Origin of the sequence: Flavobacterium sp. GCM10022190, from assembly GCF_042656445.1 — a bacterium.
Lineage (GTDB): Bacteria > Bacteroidota > Bacteroidia > Flavobacteriales > Flavobacteriaceae > Flavobacterium > Flavobacterium nitratireducens.
In genome coordinates this window covers 214,144-231,383 of record NZ_JBHSOQ010000003.1, presented here as the reverse complement: position 1 = coordinate 231,383, position 17,240 = coordinate 214,144, and the positions used below count along the sequence as shown (strand labels likewise).

The window sequence follows — 17,240 nt, the reverse complement described above, 5'->3', positions numbered from 1 at the left end:
AATTGTATTTGAGTATTGCTTAAAATTAGACAAAGATATATTTAATTAGAATTGTATTTTGAGTAACAATTGTTAATTCATTTATATAATTATTAAAATACTTTAAGTCTAAAACGTCGTCATAATTGTTGTTAGTCGAAAAAAATGTGCGATTATTGTTCGTAACCTTTACTTTTATAACATCATATGAATCTAATGTTTAATACTCCTAATAGAAATGAAAAATCTACTTATACTATTTAGTTTTTTATCTTTTTTTCATCCGGTTTGTAGTCAGAATTTGGTTGAACCTCCTAAACCATTCGGGCCACTTCCTTCGGAAAAACAATTGAAATGGCATGAAATGGAATCCTATGCGTTTATCCATTTTTCGTTAAACACTTTTACCAATAAAGAATGGGGATATGGTAATGAATCACCAGAATTGTTTTTTCCAACAGCTTTGAACGCACGTCAGTGGGCAAAAGTTGTGAAAGAAACAGGTATGAAAGGAATTATTTTGGTCGCAAAACATCATGACGGTTTTTGCTTGTGGCCTTCTGAATATACGGAGCGTTCCGTGAAAAATTCACCTTGGAAAAACGGAAAAGGGGATGTTGTCAAAGAATTATCCGAAGCCTGTAAGGAGTATGGTTTAAAATTAGGTTTGTATTTATCGCCTTGGGATCGCAATCATGCAGGATATGGAAAACCAGAATACATCACTTATTTCAGAAATCAATTGAAAGAGTTACTGACGAATTATGGAGATGTTTTTGAAATGTGGTTTGATGGTGCTAATGGAGGAGATGGTTACTATGGAGGGGCAAATGAGAAAAGAAAAATAAACACCTTAGAATATTACAACTGGGACGAAACGTATAAATTAATATACAGTTTATCACCCAATACACTGGTTTGGGGAATTGGTCCATCCGAAGCGAGATGGATAGGTAATGAAGAAGGTTATGCTAATCCAACTAATTGGAGTCTGTTGCGTCAAAAAGACGACTTAGCGGGTAAAGTACATTATACCGAATACATGTCAGGGCATGAAGATGGAGAAAAATGGGTGCCCGGTGAAGTTGATGTGTCTATCAGACCCGGATGGTTTTATCATGCTTCTGAAGATGATGAGGTTCATACCTTAGATGAAATGGTTGATTTCTATTATCATTCTGTAGGGAGAAATGCAAGTTTTTTATTGAATATCCCTGCCGATCGTAGAGGATTATTTCATGAAAATGATATTCAAAGATTAAAAGAGTATACAGCTGTAATTAAAGCTGATTTTAAAAAGGAGGTTTTATCCAAAGCAAAAGCTTCTGCCGATAATTATAGAGGAAACAGTAAAAAATATGCTCCTCAAAACACAAATGATGGAAATAAAGAAAGTTATTGGGCAACTGATGATGCGGTAACTAAGGCTTCCATTGAATTTAAATTTAGAAAACCAACCTCTTTTAATCGAGTTTTATTGCAAGAGTATATTCGATTAGGACAACGTGTAAAAGCCTTTACAGTGGAAGCTCAAGTTGACGGTAAATGGCAAACAATTGCTAATGAAACTACTATTGGTTATAAAAGAATTCTAAGAACGCCAAGAGTTACCGCATCGGCACTTCGAATCAATATTACCGATGCTAAGGCGAGTATTGTATTATCAAATATTCAGGCATTTAATGCGCCAACTTATGTTAGAATGCCTTCTGTAAAAAGAGATAAAGAAGGAATAATTACTTTGCAAGCCGAAGAAGGCAGTGGAATCTATTATACACTTGATGGTTCTATGCCCACAGCAACTAGTTCAATTTATTCGGCTCCTTTTAAATACAATAAAGCCGTTACTATTAAAGCTATCGCTGTAAATAACGAAAATATCAGTAGTGCTGTTAGGTATAAAAAGTATGGAGTATCAAAAGAAAACTGGAAAATAGTTTCGGTTTCGAGCGGAGACATTCAAACTGCGAATAAAATTATTGATGGAAATCCAAATACAACATGGAGTTTTGGTACGAATGTAAATGATCAGCAACAAGAAATAGTGATTGATTTAGGTAGTGAAATAAGTATAAAAGGATTTAGTTATACGCCTGAACAAGTAGGGGAAAAGTTGCGTTTAATTTCAAATTATGAATTCTATACTAGTTTGGATGGTGAAAATTGGTTGAAACAATCTGAAGGTGAGTTTTCTAATATCAAGAATAATCCGATAGAGCAAATCAAACTGTTTAATGTTTTGAAAGCAAGATATTTACGTTTTGTATCAAAATCAGCAGTAGATAATTCTACAGCTATAACTATTGGTGAAATTAGTATTATTGAATGATTCTGATTTTTAAAAAGGACGGTAAATGAAGCAATAATTCGTCTAAAAATGTCTTTTGCCGAAGTAGGTTTGTTATTAGTCGAATTTATATTCGTAGAAAATAAGCAAGTAGTACTTTTATACTATAAAATAAAAAAATGGTTATGTTAAAAGAAGGTATCAGTTATAGAGAAGCTGGAAAGTTTGAAGAAACACGTTTCGAAAAAATTCACAATGTTATTTTCGAATCCTCAAAGGAAGCATCTATTTTAGTTGCACACGAAATAGCCAATTTAATTCGAAGAAAAGAAGAATTAAACGAGCCTTGTGTATTAGGATTAGCTACAGGATCTTCACCTATTAAAGTATACGAAGAACTAGTACGCATGCACAAAGAGGAAAATTTGAGTTTCAAAAATGTGGTTACATTTAACTTAGATGAATATTATCCAATGGATAAAAATAATATTCAGAGTTACCATCATTTTATGCATGAGCATCTTTTTAACCATGTAGATATTCTTCCTGAAAATGTTAATATTCCTAATGGAACCGTTAGTCCAGAGGAATTACAGCAATATTGTATAGACTATGAAATGAAAATTATTTCTTATGGAGGATTGGATTTTCAACTTTTAGGAATTGGTAGAACAGGTCATATTGGTTTTAATGAACCAGGTTCACACATTAATTCTGGTACAAGAAGCATTACCTTGGATCATATTACAAGAGTAGATGCAGCACCCGCTTTTTTAGGTATTGACAATGTGCCAAGAAAAGCCATCACTATGGGGATTGGTACCGTAAGAAATGCTAAAAGAATTGTTTTATTAGGTTGGGGAATTAGCAAAGCAGGTATTTTAAAAGAAGCTATTGAAGGAGAAATGTCTTCTCAAGTTCCTGCTACCTATTTGCAAGAGCATAACAACACTACTTTTGTTTTAGACACTGAAGCTTCTTCAGAATTAACAAGAGTAAAAACACCTTGGTTAGTTAAATCTTGTGTTTGGACAGATGAATTAAAATTAAAAGCGGTTGTATGGTTAAGTGAGTTGACTAGTAAGCCTATTTTAAAGTTAACAGACAAGGATTATAATGACAATGGAATGTCAGGCTTATTAGCTGAAGAAGGTACTGCATACAATTTGAATATTAAAATGTTTAATCATTTGCAACATACTATAACGGGATGGCCAGGCGGAAAGCCTTTTGCAGATGATACATACCGTCCAGAACGTTCTAATCCAGCTAAAAAAAGAGTTATTATTTTTAGTCCACATCCTGATGATGATGTGATTTCAATGGGTGGAACTTTTGATCGATTGGTTGAACAAGGGCATGAGGTTCATGTGGCGTATCAAACTTCGGGAAACATTGCCGTTTCTAACGAGGAAGCATTAAAATTTGCTGAGGTTTCTTCAGTATTAAATGCCGAATCTACAGAGTCAAATAGTATCATTAATTTTTTGAAAACTAAAGGAGATAATGATATCGATTCTATCGAAGTTAGAAAATTAAAAGGTTTAATTCGAAGAAGTGAATCTTTAGCTGCTACGCGTTATTTAGGAGTTCCAGATTCAAATGTTCACTTTTTGAATTTGCCTTTCTATGAAACGGGAACTGTAAAAAAAGGTAATCTTACCGAAGCGGATATAAAAATTATGTGTAATCTTATTGAGGAGGTTAAACCACATCAAATTTATGCTGCTGGAGATTTAGCCGATCCACATGGTACACATAAAGTATGTTTGGACAGCTTGTTTGAAGCTTTAAAACAATTAAAACACAATAGTTATATGGATGACTGTTGGGTTTGGTTGTATCGAGGAGCTTGGCACGAATGGGAATCGTATCAAATTGAGATGGCAGTACCAATGAGCCCTGATCAGGTTCTTAAAAAACGTCATGCTATCTTTTTTCATCAATCACAAAAAGATGGAGTTATGTTTCAAGGAGATGATAGCAGAGAGTTTTGGGTTAGAGCCGAAGATAGAAATAGAGCGACAGCAAAAAAATATAATGATTTAGGTTTAGCTGAGTATGCTGCAATTGAGGCATTTAAGCGTTATTATTTTTAATATAAGTTGGTTATGATGGAGTGATTTTAGTTTGTTTTTGGTTATTTACTAAGTTACCCTGATAAAAATGCAATCATTAATTTGATTGCATTTTTTGTTTATAATTGATAGAAAAAAAAAGAGTTTTTGTTTTCCACAAAAACTCTTTGATATTTATAAAAAAGGTTTGGTTATTAAATGGCCGAATTTAAAATGCGTTGTTTTACATCGTCTATGTATGATCGTCCTATAACGTAACGTAAACCTTCAATTTCAATACTGTTTCCTTCAACAGCATCAATTTTATTAATGGCTACAGTATAAGAACGATGAATTCGAATAAAATCCTTCTCAGGCAATAAATTTGTAAAATCAGATAAGGTACTGTGAATGATAAATCTACCAGAGGTGGTGTTGATTTTTAAATAATCTTTTAAACTTTCAATGACCAAAATTTCATCAAGGAAAATCTTTTTCATTTTTTTCTTATCGATTTTCACGAAAATGAATGGGTTTTCTTTAGTGCTTTCTTGACTGATTTTATTAGAATTATCTAGACGTTTATAAACCTTGTTGACAGCCTTGAGTAATCTTGGAAATTCTATTGGTTTTACTAAATAATCCAGAACGTCCAACTCATAAGTTTGAATAGCAAACTCATCATAGGCACTTGTAATAATCAATAAAGGGGGTGATTCTAAACTCTTAATAAAGTTAATTCCATCTAACACTGGCATATTAATGTCTAGAAAGATAACATCAACGCTATTGTTTTTTAAAAAATTTAAACCCTCGATTGAGTTATTAAAAGTTTTTACTAATTCTAATTCTTCAATTTGTTCGATATAATTTTTGATTACATTAATTGCTAAAGGTTCGTCATCAATTATTAGACATTTAACTTTCATTTTTTTTGTATATAATTTAATGTAATGAATTAAAGTTGCTTGCTTGAATAAAGTGTTAATTTTACGTAACTTTAATTTTAAGTTTCACAACAAAAATATTCTTTTTATTCTTAATTGAAAGCTTATAATCGTTTTTGTTGTACCCTAATTCAAGTCTTTTTTTTACATTTTCAATTCCTATACCACTTGACTTGTTAAAATTGTCAACATGTTTAGTTACAGTAGGCATTGGATTAGAAATTGAGAAAAACAGAAAATCATCTTTAACACTAAAATTGATGTCGATTTTAACATCACCTAGGTTTTTATTGACACCGTGTTTAAATGAATTTTCTACGAAAGTAAGTAATAGCATTGGGGAAATTTCTTTTTCGTGTATATCTCCAGAAATATACATATTCACTTCTAGTCGTTCATCGTGGCGTATTCGTTCCAGATCAAGATAGTTTTGTATACACAGAATTTCGTTTTCTAAACTTTGCTTTTTGTTTTGCGTTTCATAAAGCATATACCGCATTAACTCGGATAATTTTAAAATGATTTTTGGTGTTTTGTTCGATTTTTCAACCGATAAAGAATAGATGTTATTTAAAGTGTTAAAGAAGAAATGGGGTGAAACTTGTGATTTTAAAAATAATAATTCTGTTTCTAGATTAATTTTTTCTAAGTCGGTTACTCGTTTGTGTTCAAGTATAAAGTCTTGGGTTATTTTAATTGCTGTAACAAAGGTGATTACATATAATTCACCAATCATCATGTCGATAGTATAGTTTAGAGTCAATTCTTCCACAGGTTCAGGACCTTCAGGCCATACATTTTCGCTAATAAGAAAATAGGTTAAGTTGAATTTTAACAAAACCATACAAAAAATAGCAGCTAACAAAGTCACAACATACAGGGTATATTTTTTTTTGTAAACCAAATTAGGCATTAATACTAGAATATTCAGGTAGCAAAGCGTCATGTGAATAGGAAAACCTATCAAATTTGATTTTAAGGAATATAGGTAATCATTAAAGTAGCTTCCCCATCTAAAGGTGTTAAAAATAAAATAAATGGACCAGAAAATAATATGATAATGAAGCGGTATTTTATGAAACTTGGTCGAATTGAAAATCATGAGTGCATTTTAGGATTTAAGAAGCTTTTTTTTGGTGTTTAGCTATGTTTATTTGTTGTCCGTCTAAAAACTATTTAGTCGTCAGCCAAATTTATATAAATTTAATGTTAAATTTAAGAATATTGTGTATGAAGAAGATCGCTTTACTTGTTTTTTCATCAGCCTTACTGATTAATTGTAAATCTACCAGTGAAAAAATAACGAGTAATAATAAAGAGTTTGTTCAATATGTAAATCCATTTATTGGAACAGGAGGTCATGGACATACGTATCCTGGTGCAACAGTTCCTTTTGGGATGATTCAAGTAAGTCCAGATAATGGTATTTCAAGTTGGGATTGGTGTTCGGGCTATCATTATTCGGATTCGATTGTAGCGGGATTTAGTCATTTGCATTTAAGCGGTACAGGAATTGGCGATCTAGCAGATGTACTTTTTATGCCTATTAATAAAAAAATTGCGTTGTCTACTAAGGCTACTTCCAGAGATGTATTGGCTTATAAATCGACTTATAGTCATACAAAGGAAACGTCTAAACCGGGTTACTATCAGCTTTATTTGAATGATTTTAATATTAATGTCGAATTAACGGCTTCACAACGAACTGCTTTGCATAAGTACACTTTTGCCGAAAATGATATTCAGTCGGTAGTAGTTGATTTGGGTTTTGCTATCAATTGGGATAAGGCAACAAAAACGGCATTTACAGTTGAAAACGAGTATACAATAAGTGGTTATCGATACAGTACGGGATGGGCTAAAAATCAAAAAGTATTTTTTGTGGCTCAATTTTCCAAACCGATTTCTCACTATGAATTAATAGCCGACGAAAATAAAGTAACTGCTAAAGAAGCTTCTGGTGAAAAAACAATTGCACAATTGTTTTTTGATAAAAAAGATTCCAAAGAGTTGTTTGCTAAAGTGGCTTTGTCATCTGTAAGTGTGGCTAATGCTAAAGAAAATTTAGACTTTAAAGATTATAATTTCGAAAAGGTAAATACAGCGGCTAAAAATACTTGGAATGATGCTTTAACAACAATCGAAGTAGAAACACCAGTTGATTCACTCAAAACCATTTTTTATTCTGCATTGTATCATGCACAATTAGCTCCTGTAACTTACAGCGATAAAAATGGTCAGTTTAGAAGAGAAGATGACCAAATCATTACAGCAAAAAACTATACTGCTTATTCAACATTGTCGCTTTGGGATACTTTTAGAGCCGAAAATCCTTTGTTGACTTTATTGGCTCCTAACAAGGTTTCAGATATTATAAACTCGATGCTGGCGTATTACGAAACCAAAAAAATATTACCGGTTTGGACTTTGTATGCTAATGAAACGAATACAATGACAGGGTATCATGCAATTCCTGTAATTGTCAATGCTTACAAGAATGGTATTAAAGGTTTTGATGCAGAAAAAGCGTATGAAGCCATGAAGAATACGATGATGCAAAACGAGCGCGGATTAGACTTGTATAAGAAATTCGGTTTTATACCTTATAATTTATTAGATGAGTCGGTTACAATTACCTTAGAATATGCTTATGATGATTGGTGTGTGGCTCAAATGGCGAAGGCATTAGGAAAAGAATCTGATTATCAGTATTTCTTGAATCGTTCAAAAGCCTATCAGTTTTTATTTGATGCCAAGACAGGATTTATGAGAGGAAAATCAGAAGATGGAAAATCATGGAATGAACCTTTCGATCCTAAACATTCGAATCATAGAGAGCATACAGATTATACAGAAGGAAATGCTTGGCAGCACAGTTGGTTTGTACCTCATAATGTGGATGAATTTATTGATTTACATGGAGGAAATACTATTTTCTCAAAACGATTAGAACAACTTTTTACGGAAAGTTCAGAAATAACAGGAAATAATGTTTCGGCAGATATTTCAGGTTTAATTGGACAGTACGCACATGGTAACGAACCAAGTCATCACATTGCTTATATGTTTAATCGCGCTAAACAACCTTGGAGAACCCAATATTGGGTGCGTCATATTTTAGATACACAGTACAATACTACTCCTAATGGATTAAGTGGTAATGAAGATTGCGGACAAATGTCGGCTTGGTATATTTTTAGTTCCATGGGCTTGTATCCTATGAATCCGGCTTCGGGTGAATATGAAATAGGAAGTCCAATTTTTGAAAAAACAACAATCAAACTTCCTGGGGGTAAAATCTTTACAATAGAAGCTCAAAACGTTTCGGATAAGAATTTTTACATCCAGTCTGCAACTCTAAATGGTAAACCATTTAATCAAACAACAATTACGCATCAACAACTATTACAAGGTGGAACTTTACATTTTGTTATGGGGTCTGAGCCAAATAAAACCTGGGGGATAACAAAATAATACAAGAAAAATGAATAGTATAGATGTCGCAATTATAGTTATATATATTTTAATCACTATTGGGATAGGAATATGGATTTCAAGAAAAGCATCTCAAGGTTTAGATGATTACTTTTTGGGTGGAAACTCTATCAAGTGGTATTATTTAGGTTTGAGTAATGGTTCTGGAATGTTTGATGTTTCTGGTACGGCTTGGATGGTAGGGGTTCTGTTTTTATACGGTATTAAAAGTTTCTTTTTGATGTGGCTTTGGCCAATATGGAATCAGGTATTTGTAATGATGTTTTTGGCAGTTTGGATTCGAAAATCCAATACCATGACAGGCTCTGAATGGATTTTGACACGTTTTGGAAACGATAGAGCGGGTAGCGCTTCACATATCATTGTTGCGGTTTTCGCCATTGTTTCTACTATTGGATTTATAGCATATTTCTTTGAAGGAATTGGGAAATTTATGACTATCATTTTGCCTTGGGATTTAGCATTAACTACAGGTGATTCCATCTTGTTGAGTTCGGAGCAATCTTATGCTTTATTGGTTATTTTCTTAACAACGATTTATACTATCAAAGGGGGAATGTTTTCTGTGGTAGCGACTGAAGTTTTGCAATATGGTATAATGGTTGTTGCGGGTATTTTAGTAGCTGTTTATTCTTTAATAACATATACCGATGTCCAAATCAGTTCGGTGATTACGGAGGAATGGAAAAATGTATTCTTTTCTGCAGAACTTGGGCCACATTGGGGGGATAAATTCCAAGCGTTTAATAAATTAATTGACACTGAAGGTTACAAAATGTTTGGTTCACTTGTGGGCATGTCTTTGTTTAAAGGATTTTTTGCCAGTATTGCAGGTCCAACACCAAGTTATGATTTACAACGAATTCTTTCGACAAAATCAGTAAAAGAGGCGGCATATATGAGTGGTTTTACAAACTTAATTTTGTTTATTCCTAGGTATTTGTTAATCGCAGGAATTACCGTTATTGCCTTAGTTACTATGGCTCCCGAAATGAATATAAATCCGAATTTATCTGGTGCCGATTTAGAAATTATTATGCCTAAAGTAATTAATACTCATATTCCAGTAGGAATAAAAGGTTTGTTACTAGCGGGATTACTTGCCGCCTTTATGTCAACTTTTTCAGCATTTGTTAATGCTGGTCCAGCTTACATAGTTAATGACTTGTACAAAAAATATTTTAAGCCAAATGAAACTAGCGAACATTATATTAGAATAAGTCAAATAGCTTCTTTCTTGGTTGTAGGTTTAGGGATTTTCATGGGATTCTTTGCTGATTCCATTAATTCATTAACCCTTTGGATTACCAGTGCTTTATTTGGAGGCTATGTGGCAGCTAATTTCTTAAAATGGGTATGGTGGCGTTTTAATGGTTGGGGATATTTCTGGGGGATGTTGTCCGGGCTTATCGTTGCTTCTTTGGAATTTGTATTGGAACAAAACAAAGGAAATTTTCCAGCAGGAAGTTTATTAGAAACTTTATCCCATATGCAGGCGATTTATTTATTCCCTGTAATATTAGTATTTTCTGCCTTAGGGTGTATTTTAGGAACCTACCTTAGTGAACCAACAGACATGAAAGTCTTAAAAGAATTTTACACTAATGTAAGACCTTGGGGATGGTGGAAACCCGTTTATCAGTCTTTAAAAGAGCAAGATCATACTTTTGAAAAAAATAAAGATTTTACAAAAGACATGTTCAATTGTGTGGTTGGAATTGTTTGGCAATCCAGCATGATAGCGTTACCTGTGTTTTTCATAGTTAGAGATTACCCAAAGGCAATAGTTTCTTTGCTTGTATTTCTGGTAACAACCATTATTTTAAAATACACTTGGTTAGATAAAGTGCGAAAAATAGTTGATTAAGAAAGTGATTTTTTTAATTACAAATTATAAATAATAAGTATAACAAATAAATAGAATAAAAGTGAGTACAATTCCTTGGCAAGAGAGACCTGAAAACTGTAATGATGTAATGTGGCGATATTCAGAAAATCCCATTATTGATAGATATGCAATTCCTACTTCAAACAGTGTTTTTAATAGTGCTGTAGTTCCATTTGGAGATGGTTTTGCAGGTGTTTTTAGATGTGATAATAAGGCTGTGCAAATGAATATTTTTGCAGGTTTTAGTAAAGATGGTATCAATTGGGAAATCAATCACGAACCCATTGTTATGCAAGCAGGAAATACCGATATGATCGAATCGGCTTATAAATATGATCCACGTGTGGTATTTATTGAAGATCGTTATTGGATAACTTGGTGTAACGGTTACCATGGTCCAACGATTGGTATTGGTTATACTTTTGATTTTAAAGAGTTTTTTCAATGTGAAAATGCTTATTTACCTTTCAATCGAAATGGAGTTTTATTTCCCCAAAAAATAAATGGTAAATATGCGATGTTAAGTCGTCCTAGTGATAATGGACATACCCCTTTTGGTGATATTTGGATTAGCTATAGCCCAGATATGAAATATTGGGGAGAGCATCGTTTAGTGATGAAACCAACACCTTTTGAGGACAGTGCTTGGCAATGTACCAAAATTGGAGCAGGTCCTATTCCGATTTTAACAGATGAAGGTTGGTTAATGATTTATCATGGTGTAATTAATACTTGTAATGGTTTTAGATACGCTATGGGTTCTGCTTTATTAGACGTAGAGGCACCCGATACTGTAAAATACAGAACGCAACCTTATTTGTTAGGACCAGCTGTAAATTACGAACAAGTAGGTGATGTGCCTAATGTAGTTTTCCCTTGTGCTGCTTTACACGATACTGAAGAGGATAAATTAGCCGTATATTACGGAGCAGCCGATACAGTTGTAGCAATGGCTTTCGGAAAATTAAGCGAAGTAATCCAATTTACTAAGGAGAATAGTTTATAAAAATAAGGAATGGTTGGTAAAATTAAAAGTATAGCGCTTGTATTGGGATTCATTTCTACGATAGGTTATGCCCAAAAAGGAATCATACCTAAATCGTATGTAGCCTATAAAACAACAGAAAAAGTAGTTATTGATGGAGAAGATTTAGAATCATCTTGGTCAAAATCCGAATGGACTGATGCTTTTATAGACATTGAAGGAGTTGAAAAACCAAAGTATGAAACTAAGGTAAAAATGCTTTGGGATGAAAAGAATTATTACATCCTTGCCAAAATACAAGAACCTCATGTTTGGGCCAATTTAAAACAACACGATACCATTATTTTTTATAACAATGATTTTGAAGTTTTTATTGATCCAGATGGCGATACTTACAACTATTACGAACTAGAAATTAATGCACTTAATACTGTTTGGGATTTATTTTTAAGCAAACCTTACAGGGAGAGAAATGTGGTATTAAATGATTGGGATATAACTGGCTTACAATCGGCAGTAAAAGTGCATGGAACCATCAATAACCCAAATGATACCGATGAAGGTTGGGTTCTTGAAATAGCTATTCCTTGGGCTGCATATCAAAAATCCTACGGAGAAGATAATGTACCGAGAGATAAATTTTGGAGAGTTAATTTTTCCAGAGTCAATTGGCAACATTCCCTTGTTAATGGAAAATATGAACGTAAAAAGGAAGTTTCAGGAAAATTTTTACCAGAGTATAACTGGGTTTGGTCTCCTCAAGGAGTGATTAATATGCACGAACCTGAAAAATGGGGTTATGTGTATTTTTCAACCAAAGAAATTGGAAATAAAGTAAACTTTACGATACCTCAGGATGATAAAATCAAATCGGAATTATTCCGATTATACCGTGCACAAAAACAATTTTTATCCTCCAAAAAGCATTGGGCAACTTCGATTAATGAACTATCAAAAAGTCCAATTAAAATTGACACAACGATTATTTCTCCTAAATTAGAGAACAATAGTTTTGGCTGGATTATTTGGGTAAAAAGTCCTTTTTCACAAAAGACCTTTATCATCAAAGAAGATGGTCAGTTTATAGAGAAATAGAATAATAATAAGCTACTCAAGAATGAAAATAAGTCTTTACATAGTAATTATAAGTTGTTTTTTGGCCTGTGCTTCAATGGATGCTCAAAAAAAGAACAAAACGGAAAGCCCTAAAATAATTGGTTACGTTGCTGGATATGAAGATTTTGATCCAGCTAAGGTTGATGCCTCTAAGTTAACCCATGTGAATTATGCTTTTGCCAATATCGTTAATGGAAATGTCCAATTTGAATTGGCAACAGATGAGGCTAAAATCAAGTCTTTGATGGGACTAAAAAAACAAAATCCAACTTTGAAGATTTTATATTCTATTGGTGGTTGGGTTTGGTCTGACCAATTTTCTACTATTGCAGCCTATGAAAATTCCAGAGTGCAATTTGCTAAAAGCGCAGTTCAGTTGATGAAAAAATATGATTTTGATGGAATTGATATCGATTGGGAATTCCCAGGACAACGCGCTGAGGATAATGTTTTTAGACCTTCTGACAAAGAGAATTTTACATTGTTATTAGCTGAATTACGCAAACAATTAGAGCTACAAACGGCAAAGGATAACATACATTATTTGTTAAGTATTGCTTCTGGTGCCGATCAATCTTATTTGGACCATACCGATTTGAAATCGGCTCAGCAATATTTGGATTACATCAATATCATGTGTTATGATTTTTATAACGGATGGATGTACCAAACAGGACATCATGCTAATTTATTTCCTTCCAAAAATGAAAAATTTGGAGGAGATAATTTGAATAAAACCATTACGGCTTATTTAAAAACAGGAATACCTGCCAAAAAAATAATACTTGGAATTCCATTTTACGGAAGAAAATGGACTAAAGTAAATCCTGAAAATAACGGTTTATATCAATCGGCTCAAAGTGGCGCTGAAATCATTGCTTTATGGAAAATAAGAGAAGAAATGGCTTCAGGGAAATACAAAGAATACTATGATGAATCGGCTAAGGCTTCTTATTTGTGGAATAAACAGGATCAGATTTTTATCTCCTACGAAACTCCTAAAGAAATTGAACTGAAAACAAAATTCATCAAGGATAAAAAATTAGGAGGAGCTATGTTTTGGGAATATAGTTTAGACAATAAACAAGAATTATTAAATACGCTTTTTGAGCGTATTAACAAATAAAATGTTTAAAATGAGATATTTACAATTAGTATTAGTAGGGTTATTTATTATTTCTTGTTCGAGTAACAAGACAATTGTAGCTGGAGAGACGAATTCAAATTCTAGTTTTGAATTTGGAGTTTGGATTGGGGCTGATGCCAATCGTACAGATGAGTCCTATACTAAGGAATTTAAAAAATACAAAGAAGGCGGAATTGATGAAGTTTTAATTAATACCAATACGAATCCTGATTTATTAAGAAGATTGGTGCCATTGGCAAAAAAAGAAGGGTTAAAAGTACATGCTTGGATTATGACTATGAATCGTCCAGGAGATGCAGTTGCTTTACAACATCCGGATTGGTATATGGTAAGCCGAAGTGGTAAATCCTGTTTTGATGACCGTCCTTATGTAGATTATTACCAATGGTTGTCACCAAGTCATCCTAAGGCTCGTCAACATATTTATGATTTATTGGAAGGATTGGCAAAAGTAGAAGGAATAGAAAGTGTCCACTTAGATTACATTCGTTATCCAGATGTTTTTTTACCAATTGGTTTGTTACCAAAATATAATTTGGTTCAAAATACTGAATTACCAGATTACGATTTTGATTATTCGGATGCCAGTGTCAATGCATTTATCAAGGAATTTGGTAGAGACCCCAGAAAAATGGAACATCCAGAAATTGATATGGAATGGAAACAATTTCGTCTAAATCAAATCCGAAATGTGGTGAATCACGCCTATGAAATCGCTCATAAATATGGTAAAACTTTAACAGCGGCTGTTTTTCCATATCCAGAAATGGCGGATCATATGGTGCGTCAACGTTGGGATAAATGGAATATTGATGAAGTATATCCAATGATTTATCACAATTTTTATAATGAAGGAATCAATTGGATTGGTTTTGCAACGCAACAAGGAGTAAATGATACTAAGGGAAGAATGACTCAATTGAATACTGGAATTTATATTCCTGGTATACAATCGGAAGAAGAATTGAGACAATCTATTTTATTGGCAAAGAAAAATGGAGCAAAAGGAGTCGCTTTTTTTGATGGAAATGCTATTTCAGAAGCTTATTTGAAAGTGATTGCTGCAACTAAAAAAAGTTTAAAATAAAACCTTGAAATGAAATTTCGACTAATCTATATATTTCTAACCATTTTTTTATATAACTGTAGTTTTAAGCAACAGCTCCCTGTTCAATTAACAAGTTATGTAAATCCATTTATTGGTACAGCTGGGCCAGGTAATACCTATCCTGGTGCCACTGTTCCTTTTGGAATGGTACAGTTAAGTCCTGATGTTGGAATTCCTGGTTGGGATCGTATTTCGGGTTATTTCTACAAAGATTCTATTATAACAGGATTTTCACATATGCATTTGACGGGTACCGGTGCGGGTGATTTGTACGACATTTTAGTAATGCCTACAAATAGTCGATTTGTTACTAGAATTAAGGATAATAATTTTATGCCTTTTTCGAGCTTTTCTCATGAAAAAGAATCAGCTTCTCCCGGTTATTATGCTGTTGACTTATTAGATTTTGGTATTAAAGCCGAATTGACAACAACTGCTAGGGTAGGTATCCACAAATATACATTTCCTAAGGATGAGGCCTCTAAAATACATATCGATTTAGGTTATGCTTTGAATTGGGATGCTCCTACAAAAACCTTTATCAAAGTTGTAAATAATACTACTATTGAAGGTTACAGAATGTCTACAGGTTGGGCTAAAGACCAGCGAGTATATTTTGTAATTCAACTTTCAAAGCCTTTTAAATCCTATTCAATTTTTAAGAATGATGCTTTGGCAACAAGTCCAGTGGAAGCAGTTAAAACTAAAATAATTTTGAATTATCAAACCGTTGATAAAGAAGAAATTATATTAAAAACGGGACTTTCAACGGCAAGTATAAGTGGAGCTTATAGGTCTTTGGCAGTCGAAGCACCTGATTTTAATTTTGGCAAATATAAAATGCTTGCAAATAATCTTTGGGAGAAGGAATTACAAAAGATCCAAATAACAACAAAGGACGATACGAAAAAAAGAATTTTTTATACTATGTTGTACCAATCCATGTTGGCTCCTACACTATTAAGTGATTGTGATGGTGACTACAAAGGAGCTAACGGAAAAATTGAAAAAGCTAAGGGTTTTGAACGTTATGATACATTTTCACTTTGGGATACCTATCGTGCTGCGCATCCTTTATATACGATTATGCATCCAGAAAGAGTATCTGATATGATTAATTCTATTTTGGCTCATTACAAAGAGACAGGATTATTGCCAGTTTGGTCTTTGCAGGGTAATGAAACCAATATGATGATTGCTAATCATGCTATTCCTGTTATTGTTGATGCCTACTTTAAAGGGATTAAAAATTTCGATATCGAGTTAGCGTATAATGCTTGTAAACAAAGTTCAATGGTTGATTCAAGACAATTAGATAGTTATAAAACACTGGGTTATATTCCAGTAGATGAAAGTGGTGAAAATTGGTCAGTTTCTAAAACTTTAGAGTACGCTTATGACGATTGGTGTGTAGCACAATTTGCAAAAGCATTACATAAAACAGACGATTATAACTATTTCTTAAAGCGTTCAGAAAATTGGAGAAACCTGTATGATAGTGAAAGTACATTTATGCGACCAAAATTAAAAGATGGTAGTTTTATAAAAGGATTTGTACCTAAAGAATATACTCCATATTTCTGTGAAAGTAATGCATGGCAATACTTTTGGTCGGTTCCCCAAAATGTTGAAGGATTGATTCAAAAAGTTGGAGGAAACGATGTTTTTGAGCGAAAATTGGATTCGATGTTCCGTTTGAAACCGCTACCTGAAGATAAGTTACCTATTTTTAGTACAGGGATGATAGGTCAATATGCTCATGGAAACGAACCAAGTCATCATGTTGCTTATTTATACAATTACATTAATAAACCATGGAAAACACAGGAGTTAGTTAAAGAAATTTTAGAAACTCAATATAAAAATGAACCCAATGGACATTGCGGTAATGAAGATTGTGGACAAATGTCTTCATGGTATGTTTTGAGTTCACTTGGTTTTTATCCTGTAAATCCAGCTCAAAGTGTATATTCGTTTGGGTTTCCAATGTTTGATTCGGCTACTATTAATTTAGAAAATAATAAAAAATTTAGGATTCAAACAAAGAACATAGCACCTGAAAATAAATACATACAAACTATTACTTTGAATGGTCGCATAATTACTAGAAATTATATCACCCATAATGAAATTATGAAGGGAGGCAATTTAGTTTTTACAATGGGGGATACTCCAACTGGCAAAGAAAACCAAATGGCTTTGTCCTCAAAAAAATACAATTAAAATAGAAG

The 17,240-nt window shown here is 33.1% G+C and carries 11 protein-coding genes; 9 read left to right on the top strand and 2 right to left on the bottom strand.

Going from position 1 to position 17,240, the window contains the following annotated elements:
- Nucleotides 1–217 precede the first annotated feature (217 nt).
- Entirely contained in the window at nt 218–2,308 is a 2,091-nt protein-coding gene (locus tag ACFPTQ_RS11115) for an alpha-L-fucosidase (protein WP_379777546.1), read from the top strand.
- Between the two features lie 143 nt (nt 2,309–2,451).
- Nucleotides 2,452–4,365, top strand: a complete 1,914-nt coding sequence (nagB, locus tag ACFPTQ_RS11110) for a glucosamine-6-phosphate deaminase (RefSeq protein ID WP_379777544.1) — start codon at nt 2,452–2,454, stop codon at nt 4,363–4,365.
- A 173-nt stretch (nt 4,366–4,538) separates the two neighbouring features.
- Here the strand turns inward: nagB and ACFPTQ_RS11105 are convergent, their stop codons facing one another.
- Both ACFPTQ_RS11105 and ACFPTQ_RS11100 read right to left on the bottom strand, forming a co-directional pair.
- Nucleotides 4,539–5,252 carry a LytR/AlgR family response regulator transcription factor gene (locus tag ACFPTQ_RS11105; RefSeq protein WP_379777542.1) on the bottom strand — a complete coding sequence of 238 codons (714 nt, stop codon included), beginning with the start codon at nt 5,250–5,252 and terminating at the stop codon, nt 4,539–4,541.
- A 61-nt stretch (nt 5,253–5,313) separates the two neighbouring features.
- Nucleotides 5,314–6,372: a sensor histidine kinase gene (locus ACFPTQ_RS11100; RefSeq protein WP_379777540.1), complete on the bottom strand. Its 1,059-nt coding sequence runs from the start codon at nt 6,370–6,372 to the stop codon at nt 5,314–5,316.
- Nucleotides 6,373–6,500: 128 nt separating this feature from the next.
- Here ACFPTQ_RS11100 and ACFPTQ_RS11095 point away from each other — a divergent pair, with 128 nt between their 5' ends.
- The 7 genes from ACFPTQ_RS11095 to ACFPTQ_RS11065 all read left to right on the top strand — a co-directional run bounded on the left by ACFPTQ_RS11095 (nt 6,501) and on the right by ACFPTQ_RS11065 (nt 17,232).
- Nucleotides 6,501–8,744: a GH92 family glycosyl hydrolase gene (locus ACFPTQ_RS11095; protein WP_379777538.1), complete on the top strand. Its 2,244-nt coding sequence runs from the start codon at nt 6,501–6,503 to the stop codon at nt 8,742–8,744.
- A 10-nt stretch (nt 8,745–8,754) separates the two neighbouring features.
- Nucleotides 8,755–10,632, top strand: coding sequence for a sodium:solute symporter family protein (locus tag ACFPTQ_RS11090; RefSeq protein ID WP_379777536.1), 1,878 nt, complete (start codon nt 8,755–8,757; stop codon nt 10,630–10,632).
- 61 nt (nt 10,633–10,693) lie between these two features.
- Nucleotides 10,694–11,659, top strand: a complete 966-nt coding sequence (locus ACFPTQ_RS11085) for a glycosidase (protein WP_379777534.1) — start codon at nt 10,694–10,696, stop codon at nt 11,657–11,659.
- Nucleotides 11,660–11,668: 9 nt separating this feature from the next.
- The gene (locus ACFPTQ_RS11080) at nt 11,669–12,733 is read left to right on the top strand and encodes a carbohydrate-binding family 9-like protein (protein WP_379777532.1); all 1,065 of its coding nucleotides are present in this window, start codon (nt 11,669–11,671) and stop codon (nt 12,731–12,733) included.
- Nucleotides 12,734–12,755: 22 nt separating this feature from the next.
- A complete protein-coding gene (locus tag ACFPTQ_RS11075; RefSeq protein ID WP_379777530.1) occupies nt 12,756–13,880 on the top strand; it encodes a glycoside hydrolase family 18 protein in 1,125 nt (374 codons plus the stop codon).
- A gap of 1 nt (nt 13,881) precedes the next feature.
- On the top strand, nt 13,882–14,988 hold the full coding sequence (locus ACFPTQ_RS11070; RefSeq protein ID WP_379777528.1) for a family 10 glycosylhydrolase: 1,107 nt from the start codon (nt 13,882–13,884) through the stop codon (nt 14,986–14,988).
- 9 nt (nt 14,989–14,997) lie between these two features.
- Nucleotides 14,998–17,232: a GH92 family glycosyl hydrolase gene (locus ACFPTQ_RS11065; RefSeq protein WP_379777526.1), complete on the top strand. Its 2,235-nt coding sequence runs from the start codon at nt 14,998–15,000 to the stop codon at nt 17,230–17,232.
- Nucleotides 17,233–17,240 lie beyond the last annotated feature (8 nt).